At 61.5% G+C, this 23,317-nt stretch carries 26 protein-coding genes; 5 read left to right on the plus strand and 21 right to left on the minus strand.

Annotated features, from left to right (window positions below; genetic code table 11):
• From VMX79_09040 to VMX79_09120, 17 genes are all read right to left on the minus strand, one after another.
• The coding region (locus VMX79_09040) for an SPOR domain-containing protein (GenBank protein ID HUV87244.1) at positions 1-467 on the minus strand (467 nt) is incomplete at its 3' end.
• Between the two features lie 121 nt (positions 468-588).
• Positions 589-2,205 carry a DUF4388 domain-containing protein gene (locus tag VMX79_09045; GenBank protein HUV87245.1) on the minus strand — a complete coding sequence of 539 codons (1,617 nt, stop codon included), beginning with the start codon at positions 2,203-2,205 and terminating at the stop codon, positions 589-591.
• A 2-nt stretch (positions 2,206-2,207) separates the two neighbouring features.
• Positions 2,208-2,810 carry a chemotaxis protein CheW gene (locus VMX79_09050; protein HUV87246.1) on the minus strand — a complete coding sequence of 201 codons (603 nt, stop codon included), beginning with the start codon at positions 2,808-2,810 and terminating at the stop codon, positions 2,208-2,210.
• A 10-nt stretch (positions 2,811-2,820) separates the two neighbouring features.
• On the minus strand, positions 2,821-4,206 hold the full coding sequence (locus VMX79_09055) for a CheR family methyltransferase (protein HUV87247.1): 1,386 nt from the start codon (positions 4,204-4,206) through the stop codon (positions 2,821-2,823).
• On the minus strand, positions 4,203-4,817 hold the full coding sequence (locus VMX79_09060) for a chemotaxis protein CheW (GenBank protein ID HUV87248.1): 615 nt from the start codon (positions 4,815-4,817) through the stop codon (positions 4,203-4,205). Before VMX79_09060 ends, VMX79_09055 begins: the two co-directional genes overlap by 4 nt.
• 113 nt (positions 4,818-4,930) lie before the next feature.
• Complete coding sequence (locus VMX79_09065) at positions 4,931-6,028, minus strand: cytochrome c biogenesis protein ResB (protein HUV87249.1); 1,098 nt, start codon at positions 6,026-6,028, stop codon at positions 4,931-4,933.
• Positions 6,021-6,797 (minus strand): hypothetical protein, encoded by a 777-nt coding sequence (locus tag VMX79_09070; GenBank protein HUV87250.1) that lies wholly within the window; start codon positions 6,795-6,797, stop codon positions 6,021-6,023. The genes VMX79_09065 and VMX79_09070 overlap by 8 nt, the downstream gene beginning before the upstream one ends.
• Positions 6,798-7,685: 888 nt before the next feature.
• On the minus strand, positions 7,686-8,858 hold the full coding sequence (locus VMX79_09075) for a DNA methyltransferase (GenBank protein ID HUV87251.1): 1,173 nt from the start codon (positions 8,856-8,858) through the stop codon (positions 7,686-7,688).
• Positions 8,859-8,862: 4 nt separating this feature from the next.
• Positions 8,863-9,642 (minus strand): cytochrome c biogenesis protein CcsA, encoded by a 780-nt coding sequence (gene ccsA / locus VMX79_09080; GenBank protein ID HUV87252.1) that lies wholly within the window; start codon positions 9,640-9,642, stop codon positions 8,863-8,865.
• A 13-nt stretch (positions 9,643-9,655) separates the two neighbouring features.
• Positions 9,656-11,080: a protein translocase subunit SecF gene (gene secF / locus VMX79_09085; GenBank protein HUV87253.1), complete on the minus strand. Its 1,425-nt coding sequence runs from the start codon at positions 11,078-11,080 to the stop codon at positions 9,656-9,658.
• 31 nt (positions 11,081-11,111) lie between these two features.
• Positions 11,112-11,891 carry a 5'/3'-nucleotidase SurE gene (gene surE / locus VMX79_09090; protein HUV87254.1) on the minus strand — a complete coding sequence of 260 codons (780 nt, stop codon included), beginning with the start codon at positions 11,889-11,891 and terminating at the stop codon, positions 11,112-11,114.
• 114 nt (positions 11,892-12,005) lie between these two features.
• Positions 12,006-12,446 (minus strand): hypothetical protein, encoded by a 441-nt coding sequence (locus tag VMX79_09095; protein ID HUV87255.1) that lies wholly within the window; start codon positions 12,444-12,446, stop codon positions 12,006-12,008.
• 354 nt (positions 12,447-12,800) lie between these two features.
• Positions 12,801-13,109: a hypothetical protein gene (locus VMX79_09100; GenBank protein HUV87256.1), complete on the minus strand. Its 309-nt coding sequence runs from the start codon at positions 13,107-13,109 to the stop codon at positions 12,801-12,803.
• A gap of 234 nt (positions 13,110-13,343) precedes the next feature.
• Complete coding sequence (locus tag VMX79_09105; GenBank protein HUV87257.1) at positions 13,344-13,472, minus strand: hypothetical protein; 129 nt, start codon at positions 13,470-13,472, stop codon at positions 13,344-13,346.
• Between the two features lie 20 nt (positions 13,473-13,492).
• A complete protein-coding gene (locus tag VMX79_09110) occupies positions 13,493-13,996 on the minus strand; it encodes a hypothetical protein (protein ID HUV87258.1) in 504 nt (167 codons plus the stop codon).
• A gap of 30 nt (positions 13,997-14,026) precedes the next feature.
• Positions 14,027-14,149: a hypothetical protein gene (locus VMX79_09115; protein HUV87259.1), complete on the minus strand. Its 123-nt coding sequence runs from the start codon at positions 14,147-14,149 to the stop codon at positions 14,027-14,029.
• A 21-nt stretch (positions 14,150-14,170) separates the two neighbouring features.
• Positions 14,171-14,506 (minus strand): hypothetical protein, encoded by a 336-nt coding sequence (locus tag VMX79_09120; GenBank protein HUV87260.1) that lies wholly within the window; start codon positions 14,504-14,506, stop codon positions 14,171-14,173.
• 34 nt (positions 14,507-14,540) lie between these two features.
• Here VMX79_09120 and VMX79_09125 point away from each other — a divergent pair, with 34 nt between their 5' ends.
• Positions 14,541-14,702, plus strand: a complete 162-nt coding sequence (locus VMX79_09125) for a hypothetical protein (GenBank protein ID HUV87261.1) — start codon at positions 14,541-14,543, stop codon at positions 14,700-14,702.
• 247 nt (positions 14,703-14,949) lie between these two features.
• Here the strand turns inward: VMX79_09125 and VMX79_09130 are convergent, their stop codons facing one another.
• The 4 genes from VMX79_09130 to VMX79_09145 form a co-directional block, all read right to left on the minus strand.
• Positions 14,950-15,609, minus strand: coding sequence for a hypothetical protein (locus tag VMX79_09130; protein HUV87262.1), 660 nt, complete (start codon positions 15,607-15,609; stop codon positions 14,950-14,952).
• A 31-nt stretch (positions 15,610-15,640) separates the two neighbouring features.
• Positions 15,641-16,099: a hypothetical protein gene (locus VMX79_09135; GenBank protein ID HUV87263.1), complete on the minus strand. Its 459-nt coding sequence runs from the start codon at positions 16,097-16,099 to the stop codon at positions 15,641-15,643.
• Between the two features lie 342 nt (positions 16,100-16,441).
• On the minus strand, positions 16,442-16,813 hold the full coding sequence (locus tag VMX79_09140; GenBank protein ID HUV87264.1) for a hypothetical protein: 372 nt from the start codon (positions 16,811-16,813) through the stop codon (positions 16,442-16,444).
• Positions 16,814-18,085: 1,272 nt separating this feature from the next.
• A complete protein-coding gene (locus VMX79_09145) occupies positions 18,086-18,394 on the minus strand; it encodes a hypothetical protein (GenBank protein HUV87265.1) in 309 nt (102 codons plus the stop codon).
• Positions 18,395-19,190: 796 nt separating this feature from the next.
• Between VMX79_09145 and VMX79_09150 the strand changes: the two genes are divergently transcribed.
• From VMX79_09150 to VMX79_09165, 4 genes are all read left to right on the plus strand, one after another.
• The gene (locus VMX79_09150) at positions 19,191-20,468 is read left to right on the plus strand and encodes a double-cubane-cluster-containing anaerobic reductase (GenBank protein HUV87266.1); all 1,278 of its coding nucleotides are present in this window, start codon (positions 19,191-19,193) and stop codon (positions 20,466-20,468) included.
• On the plus strand, positions 20,469-21,236 hold the full coding sequence (locus VMX79_09155) for an acyl-CoA dehydratase activase (GenBank protein ID HUV87267.1): 768 nt from the start codon (positions 20,469-20,471) through the stop codon (positions 21,234-21,236).
• An 81-nt stretch (positions 21,237-21,317) separates the two neighbouring features.
• Entirely contained in the window at positions 21,318-22,757 is a 1,440-nt protein-coding gene (locus tag VMX79_09160; protein ID HUV87268.1) for a glycosyltransferase family 39 protein, read from the plus strand.
• Between the two features lie 39 nt (positions 22,758-22,796).
• A partial coding sequence (locus VMX79_09165) for a hypothetical protein (GenBank protein HUV87269.1) occupies positions 22,797-23,317 on the plus strand: 521 nt, incomplete at its 3' end.

A 23,317-nucleotide genomic window follows, 5' to 3' on the forward strand; every position in this document is an offset into this window, starting at 1 on the left:
CGGTCGCGCATGGCCTCCGCCGCGGCGCGGTCGCCGTAGTCGCCGATGCGGACTTTATACAAACCCTGGACGTGCTCGACGTAGACGCCGGTGCCGGGATAGGCCGCGCGGACCTGGTCCGCGACGTTATCGGCGTTGTCCTGGTACGAGCTCGCGATGACCTGTACGCGGTAGCCGTCGATTACGCCGCCCGTATAGGGGGCGGCGGCGCTGGCGGCCGTTTCCCCGGCCGCCTTCTCGGCGGTGCCGGGCCCCTTGGTCGAGAACTCGCCGCCCGCGGCGAACTCGTCTATCTCCTCGCCGACATCCTTATCCGCGGGGACGATCTCGCCCACGACGACGGACCCTTCGACGACGTTCTCTTCCTCGCCGCCGCCGTAGTAGGCCGGGCCGCCGCCGGTACGCCGGCACCCGGCCGCGAAAGCGACGGTAAATATCAAAACGATAATTCCTAGCCATTTATACATCGCAGGTACCTCCCGCGTAATCCGCGCATTCTACGTTTCGACTCTTTACCGGAGCCCAACGTTTAACGCGGTAATTATACTAAATTTCTCGGGCGGCCGCAACCGCCTCGAGGCTCGGTTTTTAATCGCGGGCGGCCCGGGGCAACGTCTCCGCCAACATCCGCTCGTATAGAATACTCGTCTGGTTGGAGAGGAGGTCCAACAGCTCGTCGTAGACGAGGGGCTCGGCGGCCTCGCCGTTGTCACAATAGATCATCGCGAGCGTTTGGCCGCCGGACAACAGCGGAACCACCACCGCCTCGCCGTTCTTGGGCTCGCCTATCTGTTCGAAAAAGCGCCGGTGGACCGTTTGACCCTGGTCCGGCCTGCCGCGATACGTCGTCTTCCGTTCCGCAACCGTCCGGAATACGGAAGGTTCGTCGAGGGAGACCTCGACGTTTTTGGCCATAATCCCGAGCGGCGTACCGTCGGCGGCGTCGCCGAAGCCGCCGATCCCGCCGGCCACCCCTTCCCGTACGACGAACAACAACGCGCGCTCGTAATTTTCCGAGATGAGGTTTAGGAGGTCGAGCGAGACCATAAACGTGAAGCTCGACTTCTGGGCTTCGCGGACGAACCGCTTGAGCTTCAACAGGTAAGCCTCGAGGGAGCTGATCCGTTCCCGCCACTTTTTCTTCACGTAGACGTTCTCGTAGTTGCGTAACGCCTCGACGACGACGGTCCAAAGTTCGCGGATAAAGTTCTTTACTTCGGGCCCCGGCGGCATCTCCCTTAAAAGGGGCTTCGGCGGCACGCCGACGAGGGCGCGGGCGTGGCGCTCGAGGAGGGCGATACGCAGGGGGTGCTCCGCTCGCGACGAAAGGCAAACGACTTCCAGCGCTCGGGCGGCGCGTTTTAGTTTAACCACCAATTCGGCGGCGCGCGTGCCGCGCTCCTGCGGACGGTCCCCGGCGCAGAAGTCGGCGTCGAGGACGACGACCGGCAAGCGGTCGGCGCGCATCGTGCTCTCCACCGCCAACATTAATTCGGCGAACGATTGTAACGCGCGGCAGTCGACCTTCTTCTTCGCAGCCACCGAAGCTAACAGCGCGCAAAGGGGTTCATTATCCGAGTATACGTAAACGGTGTGCGTCGGCGGCGCCGGTTCTTCCACATCCTCGGGCGGCGTAACTTCAACCGCCGGTTCGGCCGCAGCGCCTTCGGCGGACGGCTCCGCCGACGGCTTACTACGTTCGTCGAAAATCCTAATACATTCTAAAAGGAGATGTTGGGTATCGACGGTGACACCCGGCAGGATGCCCTCGACCGGTACGGCCACGTCGTCCGCCGGCGCGGCCGCCGTCCCCAACTCGAAGACGAAATCGCCGTCGAGCCAGAGGACGAAGTCGCGGACGGCCCCCTCGATTTGTTCCTCGACCGCGGCCTTCACCTCTTCCTCGCTCAGAAGGCCCGTCTCCACCAGGACCCGCCCCAGCGGCATATCGCTGTAGTCCGAACGCTGGGCTTCGACCGCCCGGGCCAGCTCGCCCTCCTCGACAAGCCCTCGCGCAAGGAGGATATGGCCGAGGTTGTTCTCGGCGGCGTTGGTAGACGCCTGGGCGATGTTGCCGTCGCGGAAAACGACGAACCCCCGCCGGTCCCGGCTCTCGAGATGGAGCGTACCGCTGCGCCGGCTGGCGTAGATGAACTGCAGCACGTCCACGACCGGCATATCTTCCAGTTTTCCCTTGAGCACCACTCCTAAATACCCCTCGTTTCGGTACCCACGACCCCCCTGATTTCCGCGCGCAGCGCCTCGGCATCTAATACGATATAACGGTCGGGCGTAATGCCGGCTATGGCGCGGCCGCCGACGTCGCCCGGGTATATGGCGCCCGACGGTATAATCCGGGCGGCCTCTACTTCGTCCACCAGCAAGGCTACGCGCGCCGGCTCGCCGGTAAGTACGACGGCGTTGCCGTACCGGCCGTTCTCCTCCAGCCCCAACAAGCTTTTGGTATTTAACGCGACTAATATCCGCCCGCGGCGGTGAAACAGACCCGCTATCGCAGCGGCCGCCCCCGGTATGGGCGTTATCGTCGGTAGCTCGAGGACCTCGCGCGCCGCGGCCGCCGATAACGCGTAGCGTTCCAGCCCCAGCGAGAACAACGTATACACGTCGCCCGCCTCCGCGGTCGCGTCTTCCTCGACCCGGGCCAGGGCCCGGGCACGGTCCGTCAACACGTCGGCGACCTTCTCTTCCTCCACCATATCCCCCATGGCGTCGAAGAGCGCCGACCAGTCGACGTCTTCCTGGAGGGGTTGCCCCCCGGGCTCGGGCAGCTCGAACTTCTCGTCTTCCATATCAGCCATGTTACAGGATTTGGTTTACGATTTCGCGCAGACGGCCTACGGTCAAACCGTCGCCCGATATCTCCTCGTTTTCGGCGCGGCCCTCGAGCAATTTTAACACGTTGCGATACGACCGCGCGGCGCGTTCCTCGTCCCGTCGCCAGTGGTGGTAGCTCGCCATCGAAAAGTGCCCCAGGACGAAATTTTTTTCTACATACAGCGAACGGCGGAGGTTCTCGAACGCCTCGTCGTTCTTGCCCATCTCTTCCTGGATGAGAGCAGCTATATAGTAGCAATATGGGTTAGTTTTATCCAGCGCCGTGCCGCGACGACACCAATCCAGACCCTCCTCGTACCGGCCCAGGTTTCCGAGGACGCGCCCCATCCGCCAATACAACTCGGCGTCCTCGCGCGCGGAGACGAGGCCGGCCAGCTGCTCCAGCGCCCGCGAGTCTTGCCCGGCGGCCACCAGGCGGTCCGCCCGCTCGAGCTCGCTCGCGGCCGGCCGCGTGCGTACGGTCGTACGCGGCCGCTCCGCCGGCCGGGGCGGTCTCTTGGCGGCCGCGGTTTCCTCCGGCGTCAGTTTGCGGTATACGAAGGCGCTGGGGAAATTCACCGCCTCGAAATCGTCGTCGTAGACGAAAGGTTCGGCGTGGCCGCCGACGAACCAACCGCCGGGCGCCACGTATCGCCGGAATAGCGCCGACGCCCGCTCGATGGCCGCTTCGTCGAAATAGATGAAAACGTTGCGGCATAGGACCAGGTCGAAAAACGCCGGGCCGGCGGCCGCCGCATTATCCCGCTCGTCGACGAGGTTGGCCCGCACGAACTTCACCAGCGCCCGGACTTCGGGCGCGACCTGCCACTCGCCGTCGGCCCGTTTGAAGTACTTCTTCCGCCAATAATCGTCCACTTTACGGAACGACCACTCGCGGTAGCGCCCCCGGCGCGCCGACGCGAGGAAATCAGTGTTGATGTCGGTGGCCAGGAATTCTATCTCCCAATTCGCCGGGTCCGGCAGCGTTTCCAAAATGAGCATCGCGACCGAGTACGGTTCCTCCCCCGAAGCGCATCCCGCGCTCCATATTCGCAAACGTTTCTCCCCCGCGCGCTTTTTAAATATCCCCGGAAGGATGACGCTCTTAAGGGCGTCGAAGTGGGCCTGGATGCGAAAGAAATAAGTCTCGCCCACCGTCAGTCGATTGACTAACCGCTCCAGCAGCGCTTCCCCCGAGGGCGACGCCACCTTGCAGCAGAATTCGGCGGCGTCTAGGTCGTCGCTCACCGGGGCGCACGCCTTCTCGAGCTCCGACTTTTTCTGGGGTGGGTAATCCAGGCCGAGGCGGGCCCGAAGGAGGCCGCTCAGCGTTTGGAATTCTCTCTCGCCTAGTTCGAACGCCTTGTTCATTCCGCGGATTCGTCGCCGTCGGTTTCGGGCGTCGCGTCCGGCTCGGCCTCCACGTCGTCCTTCGCGGCTCTCGCGGTAACGTCGGGCAACAGGGCGGACGGCTCGAGGATACGCGTAAGGCCGCCGTTCTGTTCGTAGATGCCGAGGAAAGGCCGGCGCGGCAATCCGGCGTCGCCCGCCGAGACGATCTTCTCGCTGTCGAAGGTCTCGACGTCGAGTACCGCCGAGACGACGAGCGCCACGCGACGGTCGCCGGCGGTGAAGTAAATAATGTGGTCGCCGACGTCTATCTCGCGGCCTTCGCTCCCCAGCGCCGCCCCGTCCAAAACCGGGACGAGCTCGCCGTGATAAGTTATGACGCCGGCAAAGCCCGGGCCGAGCTCGCCTTTATCGGTAATCGCTACCGCGCGCGAAATACTCTTCACCGACCAAAGCGGCAACGCGAAAGTCTTCCCGCCGACGCGGAAGGTGACGACCGCGAACGGGCCTTTGGGCCGGCGCAGCTCGTCTATGGCCGCGCCGACGTAGTCCGCCTTCAGCGAAAGCAGCTCGTCTTCGAGCTCCTTTATGCGGGCCTCGATCTTCTCGTCGATTTTCCTCTTCCGAGCCACCCGGGTCCTCCAACGGCGTAAAAAGCTAACCCCTTATATAATATATCTTTAGCCCTCAATATGCAAGGTTTTCTCGCAATAAAAAAAAGCCCGCGCCGCGGGCCGCCGCCGCCCTACCGCTCCTTTCGGAACCACGTCAGCGCCGACTCCTGGACGTATATCCGCACCGCGATCAAGGCCGTAAACGCGATCCACAATACCCACAAAAATTTCACCGCCGGGTCGCGCTTGTACGTAAGGCCGCTCGATTCCTCGAACGATACGAACGTAACGCGGCGCGCGCCGACATCGACCGGCTTGCCGCGGTCCAGCCGCCGCCCGGGCCGGACGTCTTTCGTGACGCGGTGCCACTTGTCCTTGGGCATCTCCTTGAGCTCGACGTACGGCCCCAGCGGCGTCGGGCCGTCGTCGCCGAGGAGGCTCCCGCTCTTGACGGTGGAAACCATCAGCGTCTCGTCGCCCACCGCCAGCGGCTCGCCGGGCCCGACTTCCTGTTCCTCGCCGTCCACGTCGAACTTTATCTTCTGGTCGAAGAACGCCTGGTAATATTTCATGCCGCCGTAGACCAGCGGGTCGTTCACCTCGATGCGCTTGGCCGCCGCGACGGCGCCGTCCGCGACGACCTCGAGCTCGCTTATCCAATCCTTGACGAATGTCTTACCCTCCCGCTCGACGTACGTCGTCTCGAAGCTCTTAAGGCGCAGCTCGTAGGGCGTCTCCTCGTTTTGCGGCGCCGCGAGGCCGAGCCGCGGCGCGAGCTTCGCCCACGCCGTTTCGCCCTTCTTCAGCGGCACGTGAACCGACTCGCCCGGCTTTATAGTCAGCTCGCCGCCGTACGAGAAGAGGTAGGTCGCGAAGAAGCCGGCGAACATCCCCACCAACGCCAGGTGGTAGAGCGCCGAGACAACGTAGCGCGCCGTTATGGTCTTCGGCAAGAACTTGCGGAGAATATCTATCGAGCAGCACAGGAGGTTGACGCCCAAGAGAATTGCGGGTACGAGGAATATAGGCCGGTGGAAGACGTCGAGCAGGCCGAGGTCGCGGAGGGCGTGGTACGTCCCCTCGTCCCAGGCCTTGAGGTAGAACTCGTCGTCCATCCCCTGCGGCAACAGCGCCCCCACGACCATGAACGCCGCCAGGACGACCACGAGGACCACCCCGAGCTCGAGGGAGGTGAGGAGTTTCCAGATGCTCTTCCCTATCCTACTCACCGACCACCACCGCGAAAGACCTCAGCGTCTGGTAATAAAATTGGCGGGCGAACTTTACGTAGCGCGAAATCGAAAACAGCGTTATGAGAACGGGTACGGCGAGCCACGCCGCGTCGACGCCGGAGAACCCGCCGTAGTCGACGACGGCGAAGGCGAACGCCGTGAGGATAACCCCGGCCGCGGTCACGGCCCGGAAAAAACCTTGCAAAGATAAAAAAGAATACGCCGCGTAATGCTGTGCCGGCTCGCGGCTTAAAAGGTAATCGTAGCAGTCCCACAAAATCCCCTTATACCGCAATCTCTCCTCTCCGACGAGTTTACGGAGAAACGCCAAATACGGGGCGGCCTCGTCGGGGGCATCGTCCCGTAAAAAAACTAAATAATAGGCCCGGGCGAATCGCTCCAACACTTCCGGCGTCACTCCGCGTTTATAATACGGCCCCTTATCGTCGGGGCGGACGAAAAGGTACTCCGGGACGCGGTCCAGGCCGAACCAGTTCAAGCGCTCGGGGATTTTACTAAGCGCAGCGAGGAAGTTCCCGGCGAGGTAACACGCCACAACACCCCCCGCAGCGGTATATAACCCGAGCGTATTTACGAGATGCTCCAGGGCCGCGACGCGGAGTTCGTACTCGCAGAAGCCGTACCGACCACCGATTATAAGCAGGCCCGCTATAAGGATGAAGCCCGGCGCGACGTACCCCAACACGTCGTACAGGTTCAGGTACAACGTCGTCCACCCGGGCACCTTGTTCTTTGTATCCCCCATAATTTATTACGTATACGCGTGCGCCGTCGGGAGGCCCAACAGCTTCGCGACCTTTAGGAAACCCTTATCTATAATTCGGCCTAACCGGGTTTTTAGTTAGTTCTAACTAGGTTCTGAATAATGTCGGGCCCTTTTTCCTTCCCCACTTTGCGATATATATTTAAGAGTTCCGCGTACGTACCGGGCCCCCCGATCAAATCCCAAAACTCGGCGCCGAGTAAAACTTCGTTTTCTAAGTCGAGGGACTTGCCGGGCCAATGCGAGTATTGCTCCTTTCGCGAGCCGTACGGGTTGTAAGGCATGGCGTAATAAGTCTTGACGGTATTAGGGCTTCCGTAAACGGCTTGGGTTCGTAAAAACCTCTCTAATACCTCAAGGCATTGGCCTTTGTTCGGCTTTGGGCTTTTTATTTCGAAAAAAAACTTCTTCCGTTTCGCGCCCACGAATACGTCCGAAAGGACCGTCAGCGGTCTCGTCTTAGGTCCTTTTGTGCCTACTACCCGCTTGATGTAATCGCCGAAGTTCTTCAAAAACCCGTGCTCTCGGATTTCGTTTACGATATTACCTATTTCGTCGAATTGGGCCTGCGATATATTACCCTCGACGCGGAAATTCCTCTCCGCTTCGTAACCTCTACCGAGCGCTATGAGTTTAGCGGCTTCTTCGAAAGTGCTACCGAGCCGCGACGAAAAAGACCTTTCGAATTCGGAAGGCGCTAGTATCCCTTCGGGGAGCAACGCTTGGTGAAACGGCTTGAGTTCGCCGGACTCGGAATCTTCCGCTAAAGGCCTTCGGTTATAGGCCTTACGGCCACGCGGCGTATGGTCCCTTAAGAGGGCTTCAATAAAGCCCTCGATAAAACCTTTTATCTCGGCTTTCGTTCTCCTATTAATCAGGGTTCTCCCAGATAAAGATTTTTTCGAAGAAATCGGTTGCGCGCCGCCCCGTTCGACGGTTGACGTGACGGCTTAGCTCATTAATTACCTCGAAATTGGATGCGTTCGCGATCTGAGGGTAAACGTTTTTACTATCGTTAGCTATAACCACGAACACGCAGTCGGGTTTCACGAATCTTTTTAGCCGCTTAAATACTCTCGTAATACCTTCGACGTATTTATCCGTAGCTTTCTGGGACCTTCCTTTCTTCGCGGCACCTATTTCAGCTTCTTCATTATTTTTTAAGCCGAGTAATTCGTAAGCATACCTGTGTTGCTCGTGGTAATCAATTAAACCTACATAAGGCGGAGACGTAATTACGATATCCGCTGCCGGGAATTCTAACTCCCGGGCATCTCCCGCAACTACTTCGGCTTTTGCGTCCCCTCTAGCAAACGCGAATTCTTTAATACGCCTTAAAGTGTCCAGCGAATAACGCGATATAAATTTATCGGCGTTTTCCGTAGGATAACATGTTCGCCCGTGCTTATAGCAATAATAAGGTTCCGTTGTAGGTTCTTTGGGGAAGTCCAAATCAAAATGCGTAGTAAGCCTCGCGGACCGTGCTGACCTCGAGAGAATAATTTTCATAACGTCCTGATATTTATAATCCGGAATTAAGGATTTATAAATTAATAGTTCGTTTAACGCCTTCGGGGCAAACCATTTCCTTAGGTATTCGTTACGGGATTCGACTTCGACCGCCCCGCCGAACAAATCTTCCCGGGCCGCCATTTTATAGCGTTGTAGTATATCCCGTATCTCTTTCTCTAACAGCCCTAATTCGTAATACGTGGTTTTAACCCGGGTTAATAAACAATTAAATTCCGATATATCGCAACCGAAAGAATCTACACCCAAAGATAGTCCTTCTACTAAAGTCGTACCGGAACCACAGAAAGGGTCTATTACTAGCTTGGGTTCGTACTTCCTAATAAATATTTCAACGAGTTGCGGAATGAATTTCCCTAAGTAAGGGTGTAACCTATGTACGTGCTTAGTCCTTTCCCGTTCCGGTAAGTCGCACTCGCGCCAATTTAAATTAAGCTCCCCTAAGTCGGTAACAGGGCCGACTTTTCCGAAATCGGTAAACGGTTTTACCGCGTATTCGGGGTTATAAACCATAATCCTAAGTATACGCGTGCGCGGTCGGGAGGCCCAACAGCTTCGCGAGGACGTTAAAGCCCAGGAACGTGAACATCATCGAGACGAAGCCCAGGACGTTCAGCACCCGCGACGGCACCCGGGCGAAGCGCGGGCTCCGCGACGCGTGGATATACGCCAGGTAGACGCACCACGTCACCAGCGACGCCGTCTCCTTCGGGTCCCACGACCAGTACGTCCCCCACGCCTCCTCGGCCCAGCCGGCGCCGGAGAATATCCCGAACGACAGCAGCGGAAAGCCGAAGAGGATGAGCTTGCGCGAGAAGAGGTCGAGGCGCTCGCGCTTCGCCGCGGTCACCAGGAACTCGAGCTCGTACGCGAAGGCGGCCACGAAGAGCGCGTAGGAGGCGAAGGCCGGGATGACGTGGACCTCGAACCAGATGGAGTCGAGCGCCGGCGACAGCGGCCTTACGCCGGGGTCCCTGGTCGCGCCGTAACCCATCGCCGCGGCCGTAATGGCGAAGAGGACGACGCCGGACCAACGGACCTTCTCGCCGCCGAACCGCTGGACCAGCAGATACGCCAGCGCGCCGGACCAGGCGAAGAGCGACAGACACTCGTAGAGGGTGGAGAACGGCGTGCGGCCGACCTCCGCCCAGCGCAGGATTATCAGGAGCGTGTTGAGGGCCAGGACGGCCCAGCTGAGCTGCGGGATGCCGTTGCGACGCAGCGCGTGCGTAACGGCTACCAGGCCGTACAGCGGGACGAGGGCTATGTATACGCCGTGGTCTACCGCGGCCAACATAGAACCCTACTCCTTACTTCTTCTTTCTTTTGCGGACCTTCTTCTTCACCTGGGCCCGGGCGACTCTGGCCTCCAGCTTGCCCTTGCGGCGGCGCGTCCGGAAGTTGTCGATCTCGTCGAGGAGCGCGGCGCAGACGTATATGGACGAATAAGTTCCCAGGACGATGCCCACCCACAAGATAAACGCGAAACCGCGCAGCGCGTCGCCGCCCAGGAAGTAGAGTATCAACAGCGCGACCAGCGAGCCCGTGCCGGTTATGAGGGTACGCGACAGGTTCTCGTTGATGGCGCGGTTGAGGAGCCCGCGGTAGCTCTCCTTGCGGCCCTGGCGCGCGTCCTCGCGGATGCGGTCGTACGTGACGACGGTATCGTTGATGGAGTAGCCGACGACGGTGAGGAAGGCCGCGACGACGGTGAGGTCGATCTCGATGCCCACCAGGACGGCGAGGCCCATCGTAATGAGGACGTCGTGGATAAGGCTAATGATGGCGACGATGCCGCTGGTGAATTTAAACCTGATGGCGATATAGGCCAGCATCGCCAGGAGCGCGAAGCCAAGCGCCTTCATCGCGAGGCCGATGAGCTGGCGGCTGACGCGCGGGCCTATGTTCTCGGTACCGCGGATGGCGAAGGTCCCGGCGTAGAAGTTGTCCCCCAACGCCTTCTTGGCCGCGGCCGAGACCTTAACGCCCTCGTACGCCGCCGGGAGCGACGGCAGAAGCGTCGTGGCCTCGGCCTGCGCGCCCAGGCTCCTCTTACGCGCGACGTTGCGCGCCAGCGCCGCGGCGTCCGCCGGCGGCATATAGCGGGCGAACTCCTCCTCCAAGAGGCCGGCGTCCTCGATGCCGTTGATATCCACCTTTCCCGCGGCGCCCGCCGGCACGCCGAAGACCTCGCCCAGCACGCGGCTCAGGTTGGCGACGGTCTTGTCGACGATGATCTGCTGGATGCGCTCGCGGATGTTGTCGGGCGCGGCCTTGTTGATATCTATGCGGAGCGTACCCTTGGCACCCTCGGCCTCCTCGGTCGTGACGGCGAAGACGGTCGCGAGCTCATCCTCGGTCAGGTCCACGTCGGGTATGGCCGCGACCTCGGCCAGGCTCTCGAACTTCCCCGCCTCGCGGCGAGCCTTGACCACGGCGTCGGCGTAATCGTCCGCCTTCTCGAGGCCCTTTTGCGAGATGAGCATCTCGCGCTCGGCGCGCCCCACGGAGTGGATCTCGACCGGCGCCGCGCCGCGGATATTCTCGAGGTCCGAAACGGTGACGCGGCGGTTCGTCAGAACGTCTATCTTGACGCCGCCGGTGAAGTCGATGCCGAAGTTGGGGCCCTTGGTAAACAACAGGATGGCGCTGGCTATCATCAGCACGGCCGAGAAAATCAGCGCGGGCCGACCCAGGCTTATGAAGTTATAGTTCGTATCCTGAAAGAGGCGCATCGTCGTAGGCCCTCCTGAGCCGCGGCCTATATTACAAGTTTAAATCCTCGGCCCACCGCGCGAGCTCGGCCCGGGCCGCCTCGTCGGTCAGGTCGTAATGTATGGGCGTTACCGAAACGTAACCTTCCTCGAGCGCCGTGATGTCGTCGTCGTCGCGCGGGTCCGGCGCGCTCAACCGCTCCGCGGCGAGCCAGAAGTAGCGGCGGCCGCGGGGGTCGTGCCGTTCCTCGTAGCGGTCCTCGAGCACGGCGCCGCTCTGGCGCGTTACCCTCACGCCGGCGATTTCCTCGGCGGGCAGCGCCGGCACGTTGACGTTCAGCATGACGCGCGGCGGCAAGCCGTCCCGTAGTATCTTCGCCGCCACCTGCGCCGCGACGCGCGCCGCCGGGCCGAAGTCCGGGTCCGTAAAAGTGTCGAGCGATATCGCCGCGGCGGGGATGCCGAGGATGGTCGCCTCCGTGGCCGCGGAGACGGTCCCGGAGTATATGACGTTGACGCCGGCATTACCGCCCAGGTTTATACCCGAGAAGACGGCGTCGGGTCGGCGCTCGAGCAGCGCCTTCACGCCGACCTTGACGCAGTCGGCGGGGGTCCCGTCGACGACGAAGACCTCCCGGCCGTCCGGCCAAAGCTCGCGCCAGGCGCGCAACGGCTCCGTCATCGTTACGGCGTGGCCCACCGCAGAGCGCTCGCGGTCCGGCGCGACGACCGCGACGTCGCCCAACGCGTCGAGGGCCGACGCCAGCGCCGCAAGCCCAGGCGCGTTCGCGCCGTCGTCGTTGGTAACCAGAATTAAGGGCGCTTCGCTAATAAGCGTATACTATAATAACGCGCAATAACCGTCAAGGGTTTTCAAATTAAAAGCCGGCGCTAAAATTAAAAACCGGCCCGCGGGCCGGCATTATTTCCCGGGAATAACGGTCGCCTATTTATAAAGCGCCTTGACCTTGCCGAACGACGAGGCGTCCACCGCCGGGTTGTCGTACGTAACGCGCAAGCGGTTGACGGTGGAAACCAGCGTGCCCGTCGCGCCGTTATACTCGCGGGTCTTGAGCATTCGCCCTACGCCCGTGTCGTACGCCCACGTGTTCACCTTGGCCCCCGTAGTTTCGTTCTGCCATCGTATCTCGACTATTAAGTTCTTCGCGTTGTCGTAGTTGAACTGCGGCGAGAGGTCGAAGCCGAACCAGTCGTCGAGCTTGGCGTTGACCTCGAGCGGGTCCGCCGTCGCGACCAGCGCCGGCGTGTGGCCGTCGTAGTTCTTTTGGAAATTATCGGTGAGGGTGGCCCGGGAGGTATGGCACATCCGCAGCTCCAACTTGTAGAACTTGACGTCCTTCCACAGCCCCGCGGACTGGTACTCCAAACGCGTAATCGGCGCCTTGAAGCCGAGCTGCCCCTTGAGGACCAGGACCTGGACCCGGTACGACGTGCCTCACCCCGCGCAGAACGGCTCGTCGACCGTGGTCTGCCTGGGGCCGGCGACCTTTTGGGCCGCCGGCGCCGCCACGGCCGCCAGCGCAAACGTCAGCGCAAGGTAAAGCGTCTTCCTCATATTTCCTCCAAAACTCAACCGTGAGCCGCTACAGATTTCGGGGAGATTATAACCCATTTAGTAAGCGGACGCAACACCCGCGTCCGACGGGCCGACCGCGGCCCACATATTACATAGCAATAAGGCCGGCGATTACGCCGGCCCGATTCCCGCCCGGGCGTCAGGTTATCTATATAGCGCTTTAATCCTCCCCGCGGAGGAAGCGTCCACGGCCGACGCCGTAAGCGTTACGCGCATGTAGTGCATGTATTGCGACGTGTAGCCGCTGTTCGGGTAGCCGCCGTACGGGGTGCCGTTCAGGATGCCGGAGTAGAGCTGGCGGTTTCCGCCGCCGGCGTTGCCGTAGCGCGCCGCGCCGCCAGCGCCGTTGTCGTCCTCCCACCACACCTCGACGATGAGGTTGTCCGAGCCGTTGTAGTCGAACGGCGCGTCGAAGGGGAAGGCCACCCACGTCTCGGGTGGCGTGCTGTTCACGTTCAACCGACTCCGGTTAATGACGTGAACCGGCGTCCGGCCGCGGTAGTTGTTTACTTAATTATTGGTTAACGAGGTCAGGTCCGTGTGGCACAGCGTCAGCTTGAAGTTCTCGAAGTAGCCGGCCACGAAGGTTTTAGAAGCGCCGGTCTTCCACTCCCACGTCGTGATGCGGCCCGCCGGCAGGCCGTCGCTTTGCAGGACCAGGTTCTGGTCCCGGTCGGCGTCCCAGCTTCAACACCCCGAGAACGGGTGCGCGAAGTTGCCGACGTCGAAGCCGACGACGTACTGCGCGGCCCACGCCGGCGCCGTCGCCGGCGCCGCGGCCAGCACGACCGCAAAAAGATATACAGCCGTTCTCATAGTCGATACCCCTTTGAATATTAGCCGAACAAAGCTTTAACGCGTCCCAAGGACGTCGGCGCCACCGGCGAGGGCGAAACCGTCGCGCGCATGTAGTGCATGAAGTACGAAACGTATCCCTTGTTCGGGTACCCGCTTTGCGGATTACCGTTCACGATATACGAGAAGCAACAGCGGCCGTTCACCGGGAAATTCCACTGCGTGTTGCCGCCGCCGTTGGTGTCTTCCTCCCACCACACTTCGACGATGAGGTTGTCGCCGCCGTTGTAGTCGAACGGCGTGTCGAAATCGAACCCGAACCAGGAATCGGCCGGAACGGCGCTTGTGGTCGCGGGGTTGCGGCTGTAGGCCGTGACGGGCGTGTTGCCGTCGTAGTTGGTGACGTACGTGTCGGTGAGGGCCGAGAGGGACGTGTGGCAGAGCGTTAGGCGGTAGTTGTAGTAGCTACACGGCGTCAGGTTCACCGCGGCGTTCCATTCCCACTTCGTTATTGTCCCGGCCGGGAGGCCATCGCTCTTGAGCACCAGAACCTGGTGCCGGCGCGCCGATACGCCTCAACACGTCGCGTACGGCGACGCGCCGCCGGGGGCCCCGAGCCCTTTCCCTATGATTACCAGGTCCGCGGCGGCAAAGGACACCGCCATAAGGAGCAGCGCCGCGACCGCGGTCGTCCTCATAATAAAATCGCCTCCTCCGAATTACCGATAGAGCGCCTTGACGCGGCCCAGCGAGCTCGAGGCGACGGCCGCTCCGCCCATCGTTATGCGCATGTACATATTGTAGCCCTCGACCTTGCCGCCGTTCGGATAGCCGTTCTGCGGGACGCCGTTTACCCGGGAGGCTATACACGCCCGGCTCGAGGTCAGGACGTACTTCATCCAGCAGTTCGGGCCGCCGGTGTTGCCGACATCCCACCACGTCTCGACGAGGAGGTTGTCGGAGCCGTTGTAAGAGAACGTCGGGTTGCAAGCCCAACCGAACCAGTCGTTATACTGGGGGTCGACCCTTACGGGGTTGGCGGAGAAGACCGTCACCGGCGTATTGCCGTCATAATTGGCGGCGAACGGCGTGGTGAGAGCGTTGAACGACGTGTGGCAGATTTTTACGGAGAAGTTGCTAAGTAGAGCATGCCGTACGCTGCCCGTCCCCGACGCCGCGTACCACTCCCACCGCGTAATCGTGCCGGCGGGGATGGCGTCCGTCTTCAGTACCAGGCCCTGGTACCGATAGGCCTCGATGCCTCAACACGCCGAGAACGGCGCCTTGACGCCCGTCTCCGCGCTGCCGACGACGAACTGCGCCGCGGAGGCGCCGGCCGCGGCCGCACATACGACGATTACCAACTTCCGTAGCATAGCTCGACCTCCCTGCGTTGCCTTCCGTTACTTTTATACTAAACCTCTTTTGCGCGCGTGTCAAGCGTATATATCGGGCGCCGGCGACGAAAAAAAGCCGGCCTGGCGCCGGTTTCCACGACTTAAAATCCGCCTTGCCTGTACACGGCCTTCACGCGCCCCAGCGACGTCGGCCACACGGCGTCCGGCTCGAGCGTTATCCGCATGAAGTGGAGCCAATATAACGCCTCGCCCCGGTCCGGGTAGCCGTACTCCGGGACGCCGTCCTTCCGGTAGGCGAGCAGGCAACGGCGCTGTTCGGGGACCTCGGCCGTGAAGACGTAGCCGCCGCCGTCGTCGTCGCCCTCCCACCATACCTCGAGCAGCAGGTTGTCCGAGCCGTTGTACCGAAAAGCGGGTTGGCAATCGAAGCCGAACCACTCCCGTATCCGCATCGAGATGGCCGCCGGGTCGGCGGCGAAGACTTCCGCGGGGGTGCGGCTCTCGTAGTTGGCGTTGAAGGGCGGCGCCGGCTCCGCGCGCGAGGTATGGCAGAGCAGGAGTTTGAATTTATAAAACTTCCCCGTCGTGGGGTCCAGCTCGCCCGACTGCCACTCCCACCGTTTAATCTCGCCGGCGACAAGGCCATCGGTTTTGCGGACGACCTCCATACACCGCATCGCCTCGTAACCGCCGCCGCCGTAGTACGGCAGGTTGATGCGCTGCGCCGGGTCGCCCACCAGGATGCGGTCGGCGCCGGCGGCGGCGACGCTACAAACGATTAAAACCGATAATACGCGCAAAAGGGTCCGTCCCCGGCGGTAGCGCACGGCTTTAACGGTACACCGCCTTGACGCGGCCTAGCGACGTCGGCGCCACGGCGACGGGCGATATCGTCACCCGCATGTAGTGCACGAAGTCGAAGACCGCGGGGTCGCACGGCACCGGCCCGGCGTACATGCAGCACCGACCTTCGTTCGGCGTCCAGTACGTGACGACCCCCGGCGCGCCGCTCCGCTCCTTCCAGTGCACTTCGACGATCAGGTTATCCTTGCCGTTGTACTCGAACGTCGGCGAGAAGTCGAAGCCGAACCAGGTGTACGCCGGCGGCTTGATGCGCAGCTCGTCGTCGGCGAAAACCCGGACCGGTTTATTGCCGTCGTAATTCTTTTGGAAATCGGCGACGAGCTTGTCGCGCGAGGTGTGACACAACTTGACCCAGAAATCCTTGAAGCCGCCGACGGAAATCAACGAGCTCGCGTACCACTCCCATCGCGTCACGGTCCCCGCCATCAGGCCTTCCTCTTTCAGCGCCAGGTCCTGGCACCGTACGGTCCGGGTATTTCAACACCCGTAGAACGGGAACGACGACATGTACGTACGGTAGCCGATCACGACTTGTTCGGCCGAGGCGGCGCCGACGGCGAAGACTACGATACATACCGCTGCTAAAGTTTTCACTCGCTAAGTCCCCTCTTAACGGCGCGGACGAGAAATCCCGCGTTCACGTCAAAGTTTACCAAATTTATCCTGTAAAATCAATCGCACGCCATCCCGGCCGGCGAACTGCCGGCCATGCCGGAATAGAAAACGGGGCCCGCCGGGCCCCGTTCCTTTCGCTATCCCCGCGAAAACCTACCTGTAGAGCGACTTGACGCGACCCAACGACGTGGGCGCCACGGCGTCGGGCAATATCGTGATGCGCATGTTGTGGAGGTAGTCGAATACCTCGCCCTTGTCGGGATAGCCGCGAAGCGGCGTCGTCCCCTTTATGTAAGAACATACGTACCGGCCCGGGTTGGACCCCCAATACGTATACGCCCAGCCGTCGTTGTCGCCTTCCCACCACACCTCGAAGAGCAGGTTGTCGGCGCCGTTGTAGCTGAACGGCTTGTCAAACTGGAAGCCGAACCACTCGTAGGCCGCAGCGGCGATGTGGCAGGTGTCGCGGTAGTAAACCTGAACCGGCGTCTTGCCGTCGTAGTTGTCGGCGTACGTATCGGTCAAGGCGGTTTTGGAGGTGTGGCAACACTTGAAACGGAACTTGTAAAAATCGCCGGGATATTGCGTCAGGGAGGCGTACCACTCCCACTTGGTAATCTCGCCGGCGGGAAGGGCGTCCGTCTTCAGGACCAGCGCCTGGCCCCGGAAGGCGTTGTCTCAACTCCCGCAAAACGGATAGTTGACCGGGAAATCGCGGCCGCCGACCGTGACGAGGTCGGCCTGGGCCGCGGCCGCGGCCAAGAGAAAGAGACTCGCCGCCAATAACGCTCTCATAAGTAAACCCCCTGTGGGTTTCGTTTGCCCGGTTTCGCTCGTTCTTCGATATAGATTCTAAAAAATTACGTCGCCGTTGTCAAGGGCCCCGAGGCCGGGTTATTAACTCCACGAACCTCCGGCCCGCCGGGCGGCTTCCCCACGGAGGGGCAAAGAAAAAGCCGGCCCGAAGGCCGGCCCTTCGATTTGAAATCCGTCCTACCTGTATACGGCCTTGACGCGGCCGAGCGACGTCGGCGCGACGGCGTTCGGCTCGAGCGAGATGCGCATATAATGCACGTAGTTCGCCAAATACACCGTACCGCCGTTATAGTTGTAGACGCAGCGCGCCGTGCCCGGGCTCCAATAGGTGTAGCAAGTGCCGCCGCTGTCGCCGTTCCACGAGACGTCAACTACCAGGTTATCCTTGCCGTTGTACTCGAACTCTTTATCGAAGGCGAAGCCGAACCAATTGCCGGCGGTCCCGCTGAGGTAGTGGGAGCTCTTCTTAAATACCTCGAGCGGCGTGTTGCCGTTGAAGTTGGCGACGAAGTTCGTGACGAGCTTGCTAACGTCGGTATGGCATAACTTAATGGAGAAGTTGTTGTACGTCCCGGCTGTACTGGAGTAACAAAACCACTCCCAATTTTTGATGGTGCCGCCGGGAATCGCGTCCGTACTCAGAACCAGATCCTGGCTCCTCGCCGAGTCGACGCCTCAACAACCCTTCCACGGGTAATCCGCCCTGCTACTTTTGCCGCCGATGACGAAGAGGTCCGCGAACGCGGCGCCCACCGCCAGGGCGCATACGCAACCCACCGCCAGTAATTTCATCACGTTACCTCCTATTATATCTTCGAATTACCCGCTAACGAAATTTATTTTTGTCTAATAATATTTTATAAGACTTGCGGCCGGTTGTCAAGCCAAAAACCCGTCGCCGGTGATAGCGCCGGTCCCCCCGGCCGATATAGGAAAGCCGGCCCCAAGGCCGGCCTTCCCGCGTTTACCTATAGCACGAAATCAGTGGTACAACGACTTGACGCGGCCGAGCGACGTCGGCGCGACGGCCATCCCCGAGGGCTTAATCGTAATGCGTTGGTAGTGTAAATAGTTCGACAGGTAGGGGCCCGCCCCGTTGGAACTATAGACGAAACGCGCCGTTACCGAATCCGCCCGGCAATACGCGTAGCCGCCGGAGTCGGTATTCCAGTCGACTTCCATGATAAGGTTGTTCTTACCGTCGTACTGGAACGCCGTATCGAAGTCGAACCCGAACCAGGCAGAAGGCGTCGCGGCGATGTACTGCGCGCTCCGGCTGTATACCTCCACCGGCGTGTTGCCCGCGTAATTATTCGTAAAATTGGTGGTGAGGGCCGTCAGGTTGGTATGGCAGCACCGGAGCTTGAAGTTGTTGAACGTGCCGGCGCTGCCGGTGTAAACGTACCATTCCCATTTCGATATCGTACCGGCGGGAACGGCGTCCGTAGACAGAACCAGACCCTGGCTCCGAACGGAATTGACGCTTCAACATCCCCGGAATGGGTACGCGGCGTACGTACTCTGGCCGCCCACGATAAAGGTATCCGCGAACGCCGCACCGGCAGCCAGTGCGCATAAAGATATAATCCCCATAACCTTCATCTCGGTGCCTCCTTGGTTAAATAATTTTCAGTTCCTTTATCTCTTTTGTAACCTAACAACCAATGCCTATTATGTCAAGCATAAACGACTTATATGATATAATCGGTCGTATATTTTAGTGAAGCCTTACCCACCCTGTGTACCCGTTCGCCGCTTCAAGTCGATCGCGACGCGGCCACGCTCGAAAACGCCCCGGCGGGAAGGGCCCTTTTTTATTGACAAACCGCCCCGTCTCTTTTAGGATTTCCCGATGAAGCATTTCAAGGAGGTGGTTTCGTGAAAATCCACGCGTTCGCCAAGACGTGATATTCGGCGCGCTACAGGCGCTTAGCGGCCCGGTTCGGGTCCCCGACGATAAATAAACGGAGGCGACGCGTGGGCGTTGCGTGACACCAGGCCCCCCACACGCCGAACTACGTTCGGCCGTGTTCGTCCAGCGTCGCCGCAACTCGATGACGCTGGTTTTTTATATAGGAGGACGACCATGGCCGATGACTGGACCGGCATGTGGAAAGAACTGGGGCTCGACCTGGAAAAGCACGACGTACTTATGGGCGCGCTGGGACCGCTCTACTTGAAGTGGTTCACGGACCAACCTAACCGCCCCGAAACCATGGCGTATTACGACTTCGTAATCTCGCAAGTCCACGGCCTCCGCATCAAGGAGCTCCTGGACCATAAAAAGAAAGGCGGCACCGTCGTCGGAACGTTTTGCCTGTTCGTGCCGGAGGAGGTCGTCGTCGCGTTGGACGGCGTCGCCGTAGGCCTGTGCGCCGGCGCGGACTTCTCGGTTCCCATAGCCGAGGCGGAGCTGCCTCGGAACCTCTGCCCGCTAATCAAGTCGTTCTACGGCTTCAAGCTCGGTAAAATTTGTCCCTACTTCGAGTCCGCCGACGTCGTCGTGGGCGAGACGACGTGCGACGGGAAGAAGAAAGCGTACGAGTTGCTCGGCGAGATCCATCCCGTATACGTGATGGAAGTGCCCAACAAAAAGGGCCCGCCGGACCGCGAGCTGTGGCGCGCCGAGCTCGACAACTTCATCGCCGCCATGGAAAAACAAACCGGCAAAAAACTCACCGCCGAAAACCTCGCCGCGGCCGTCAAAAAGGTCAACGCCAAACGCCGCGCCATAAAACGGGTGCACGAGCTGCGCTGGAACGACCCGACGCCCATCTCGGGCAAGGACGCCTTGCTCATTATGCAAATATCTTTCTACGACGACCTGGACCGCTTCACGCAGAAGACCAACGAGGTCGCGGACGAACTCGAGAAACGCGTCGCCGCCGGCGAGGGCGTCTTCGACAAGGGGACGCCTCGCCTGATGATCTCCGGGACGCCGATGGCCATCCCCAACTGGAAGGTCCATCAGGTAGTCGAGACCTCGGGCGCCGCGGTAGTCGCCGAGGAGATGTGCACCGGCTTCCGGTATTATAAAAACACGATAGACGAAGGCGCGAAGACGCTGGACGAGATGAAGGAAGCGTTGCTCGACCACTACATGGGTATAAACTGCGCCTGCTTTACGCCCAACGAACCTCGCCTCGACGACATCGATTACCTATTCAAAAATTCCCGCGCCCGGGGTATAATACACGCGACGCTGTCGTTCTGTACGCCGTACCTCGTCGAAGCGGAGAACGTCAAGAAGTTCGCCGACGGACGCGGCATCCCGATGCTCGCGCTGGAGACCGACTACTCCGACGGCGACGTGGGCCAACTCAAGACGCGCGTCGAGGCGCTGCTCGAGCAAGTGAGTTCCTAAATGGCATATTACGCCGGCATAGACGTAGGTTCGTTGGCGACCAAGTGCGTGGTCGTCAACGACGACGGGAGGGCCGCCGCCAACGCGGCCCTCCCCACCGGCGTCGCCGGGGCCGCCGCGGCGCGGAAGGCGTTCGACGAAGCGCTGGCCGGCGTCGGCATTTCGGCGGGCGAGGTGGCCCGGGTCGTCGGGACCGGTTACGGCCGCGCCCGCGTTCCGTTCGCGGACCGCGCCGTTACCGAAATAATGTGCCACGCCCGCGGAGCCTTCGAGCACGTCGGCGCCAGCGTCACCGTCGTCGACGTCGGCGGCCAGGACGTTAAAGCGATACGGGTGAACGACCGGGGCGGCGTGGCCGAGTTCGCGATGAACGACCGCTGCGCCGCCGGGACCGGCCGCTTCCTCGAAATAATGGCCCGGGCGTTGGAGATGGACCTCGCCGAGTTGGCCGGCATCGACGCCGGCCGCCCCGACGCGGCCAAGGTTAACAATATGTGCACCGTCTTCGCCGAGTCGGAAGTCGTCGGCCTGCTGCACGAGGGCGTGGAGCCCGCGGCCATCGGCGCGGGGATCCTGCGCGCGGTAGCGGAACGCGTGTCGTCGCTCGCCTCCCGGTTGGGCGGGAGCCGCTACGTGCTGTCGGGGGGCGTGGCGCTAAACCGCGGCTTCGCCCTGGCGCTGGCCGTCGCGCTGCGCCGCGACGTGGACGTCCTCCCGGACCCCCAATTCGTCGGCGCCCTCGGCGCGGCTTTGCTCGCCCGAGGCTAAGAGGTTTAACTATCCCCGATTTAAACCCGCCCGGCGGGTTTTTTTATTGCGGCCCTTGGCGTAATCGATTATAGTTTCGACGTGGAAACGCCGCAGCCTGAAGCCGCACCCAAAACCGCCCCGGCGCGCGCGGCGTCGGGTTTTTGCGTCCACCTCGTCGTCGCCTACGCCCTCGTCGCGGCGGTTCTCGCCGCCCGGGCATTTCTCTTCCGCTCGGAATACCTGGGCAAGATTTGGCTCTCGCCACTTTTTACGTACTGGGACCCTCGTTTTTCGTGGCGCCTCCTCCCCGCGGCCGCGGCCGTCGCCGGCGGCACGGCGCTGTTGGTATGGGGCGTTCGCGCGCGTAAGCACTGGGTACTCCCGCTGGGCGCGTTCGTGAACGTCGCCGCCATAAGCCTCGGGCCGGCCTTCGGGCGGACGTACCCCCTCCTCGCGCTCAACAGGTACCTCCTCAATATGCGCGCCGTCTTCGACGTACCCAACGTCTTCGCGGGCTACGTCGAAGCCATGAAAAACCTCAGCTCGCTGGGCCGCACGCGCCCGGGCCTTACGTTTTGGTCCCTGGGCCTCGTCGACCGTTTGTGCGAAAGCAATATTTACGGCATATTGTTCGCGTACGTCGCGGCCGCCGCGGCCGCCGTGTGGGTATTGTACGCCGCGGCGCGGGTCATAACCGGCCGGGAGGAAGCGCTACTGGCGGCGGCGTTGTTCGCGTGCTCGCCGGCGCTTCTCTTCTTCGGCGCGGGCCCCGTCGGGTTGTATTGTCTTTTAGGAACCGCCTTGCTGGCGCTGGGGTTAAAGGCCGCCTCGTCGCCGACGCCCCGGCGCTGGGCCGCCGCCGCCGGCGTCGTCCTCGCCGTCGCGCTGCTGACGTACTTCCCGCTCGGGATATACGTCGCCGTATTCGCGACCTTCGGCGTCGCCGCGGCGGTTTCGGGGCGGCGGTGGACGAAGGCCGGCCTGGCGTGGCTGCTCGCTCCCGCGGTCGCGGCCACGGCGCTCGCCGCGTTCCAGCTCGCCACCGGCTACGACCACCTCGCCGTATTCAAGACGGCGTGCCGGGCCAACCAGGAGCTCCCGTCGGCGGGGAACAACGCGTTCGTATTAATAGGCCGGTTGTTCGGGCGCCACGCGGAAACGGCGAGCAAGGCCGCGGCGCGGCCGTACTGGTTTTACGCGTTCGGCAACCTCTTCACGGCCTTCGTCGCGGTCGGCATCCCGGTCGGCATATTATACCTACGCGGCGTCTTCCGGATAATCCGGCAAAAGCAAACCCGCCGCTCGTTTTACGGCGCGACCACGGTAGGCTTCCTGCTGGTATTCCTGGCCTTTAACTTCTCCGGGTTGGTCCTGGGCGAAGTGGAGCGCGTGTGGCTGTTCCTGTATCCGGCGTTCTTCGTGGCCGCGGGGGCGGAGCTGGCCGGCCTTGCGAGGCGGCGCTGCGGCGGTAAGTTGGTGGTCGGCGTCTTCGCGCTCGTGATGCTGCAATCTTTCGTATATAAAATTTTTCTATTCTGAGGTCCGGACAACTACGTTTAAGGATGGTCTCTTCAGACGTTGGGATATAATCGCGACAACGACGTGACCGCACCCCCGAAGAGCGAAGGCCGGCCCGCCGGCGCCCGGGCGGACGCGCCGTGGCGCCGGATATGCGGCAACGTCTACGTCCAGATCGCGGCCGCCTACGCCGCGGTGGTCCTCGTCTTCTCCCTTAACGTAATTTTCAAATTCTCGAGCTACGAAGGACGGACCTGGTTTTTACCCTTCAACGCGTACCTCGAGCCGAGGATATCCTGGCCGCTGTTGCCGGCCGCCGCGGTCGCCGCGGCCGGCGCTTGGGCGATATTCCGCGGCGCCCGGGCCGGGAAGCCGCTGGTTATCGGGGCCGGCGGCCTGGCCGAAATAATCGCCGTCAGCTTCGCCCCCGGCGTAGGCCGCAACTTGCCGCTCGTCTGGGTCGAGCGCTTCGTCGAGGACGCCCGCAACATACTAAGCCTGCCCCATCCGCTCGTCGACGTCACACGCGTTACGGAGCTCGTATACGTCCACGCCCATTGCCGCGTCCGCCCCGCCTTCGT

Source organism: bacterium, from assembly GCA_035529855.1.
In the GTDB taxonomy this organism is placed as follows: Bacteria; RBG-13-66-14; B26-G2; order WVWN01; family WVWN01; genus WVWN01.

Excerpts from the sequence above, each read along its gene's own strand:
- VMX79_09055 (HUV87247.1), bottom strand. The coding sequence starts at position 4,206 with ATGAACAAGGCGTTCGAACTAGGCGAGAGAGAATTCCAAACGCTGAGC.
- VMX79_09115 (HUV87259.1), bottom strand. The coding sequence starts at position 14,149 with ATGAGGACGACCGCGGTCGCGGCGCTGCTCCTTATGGCGGTGTCCTTT.
- VMX79_09150 (HUV87266.1), top strand. The coding sequence starts at position 19,191 with ATGGCCGATGACTGGACCGGCATGTGGAAAGAACTGGGGCTCGACCTG.
- secF (HUV87253.1), bottom strand. The coding sequence starts at position 11,080 with ATGCGCCTCTTTCAGGATACGAACTATAACTTCATAAGCCTGGGTCGG.
- VMX79_09070 (HUV87250.1), bottom strand. The coding sequence starts at position 6,797 with ATGGGGGATACAAAGAACAAGGTGCCCGGGTGGACGACGTTGTACCTG.
- ccsA (HUV87252.1), bottom strand. The coding sequence starts at position 9,642 with ATGTTGGCCGCGGTAGACCACGGCGTATACATAGCCCTCGTCCCGCTG.
- VMX79_09050 (HUV87246.1), bottom strand. The coding sequence starts at position 2,810 with ATGGAAGACGAGAAGTTCGAGCTGCCCGAGCCCGGGGGGCAACCCCTC.
- VMX79_09075 (HUV87251.1), bottom strand. The coding sequence starts at position 8,858 with ATGGTTTATAACCCCGAATACGCGGTAAAACCGTTTACCGATTTCGGA.
- VMX79_09155 (HUV87267.1), top strand. The coding sequence starts at position 20,469 with ATGGCATATTACGCCGGCATAGACGTAGGTTCGTTGGCGACCAAGTGC.
- VMX79_09105 (HUV87257.1), bottom strand. The coding sequence starts at position 13,472 with ATGAGAACGGCTGTATATCTTTTTGCGGTCGTGCTGGCCGCGGCGCCG.
- VMX79_09135 (HUV87263.1), bottom strand. The coding sequence starts at position 16,099 with ATGGCGGGGACCGTGACGCGATGGGAGTGGTACGCGAGCTCGTTGATT.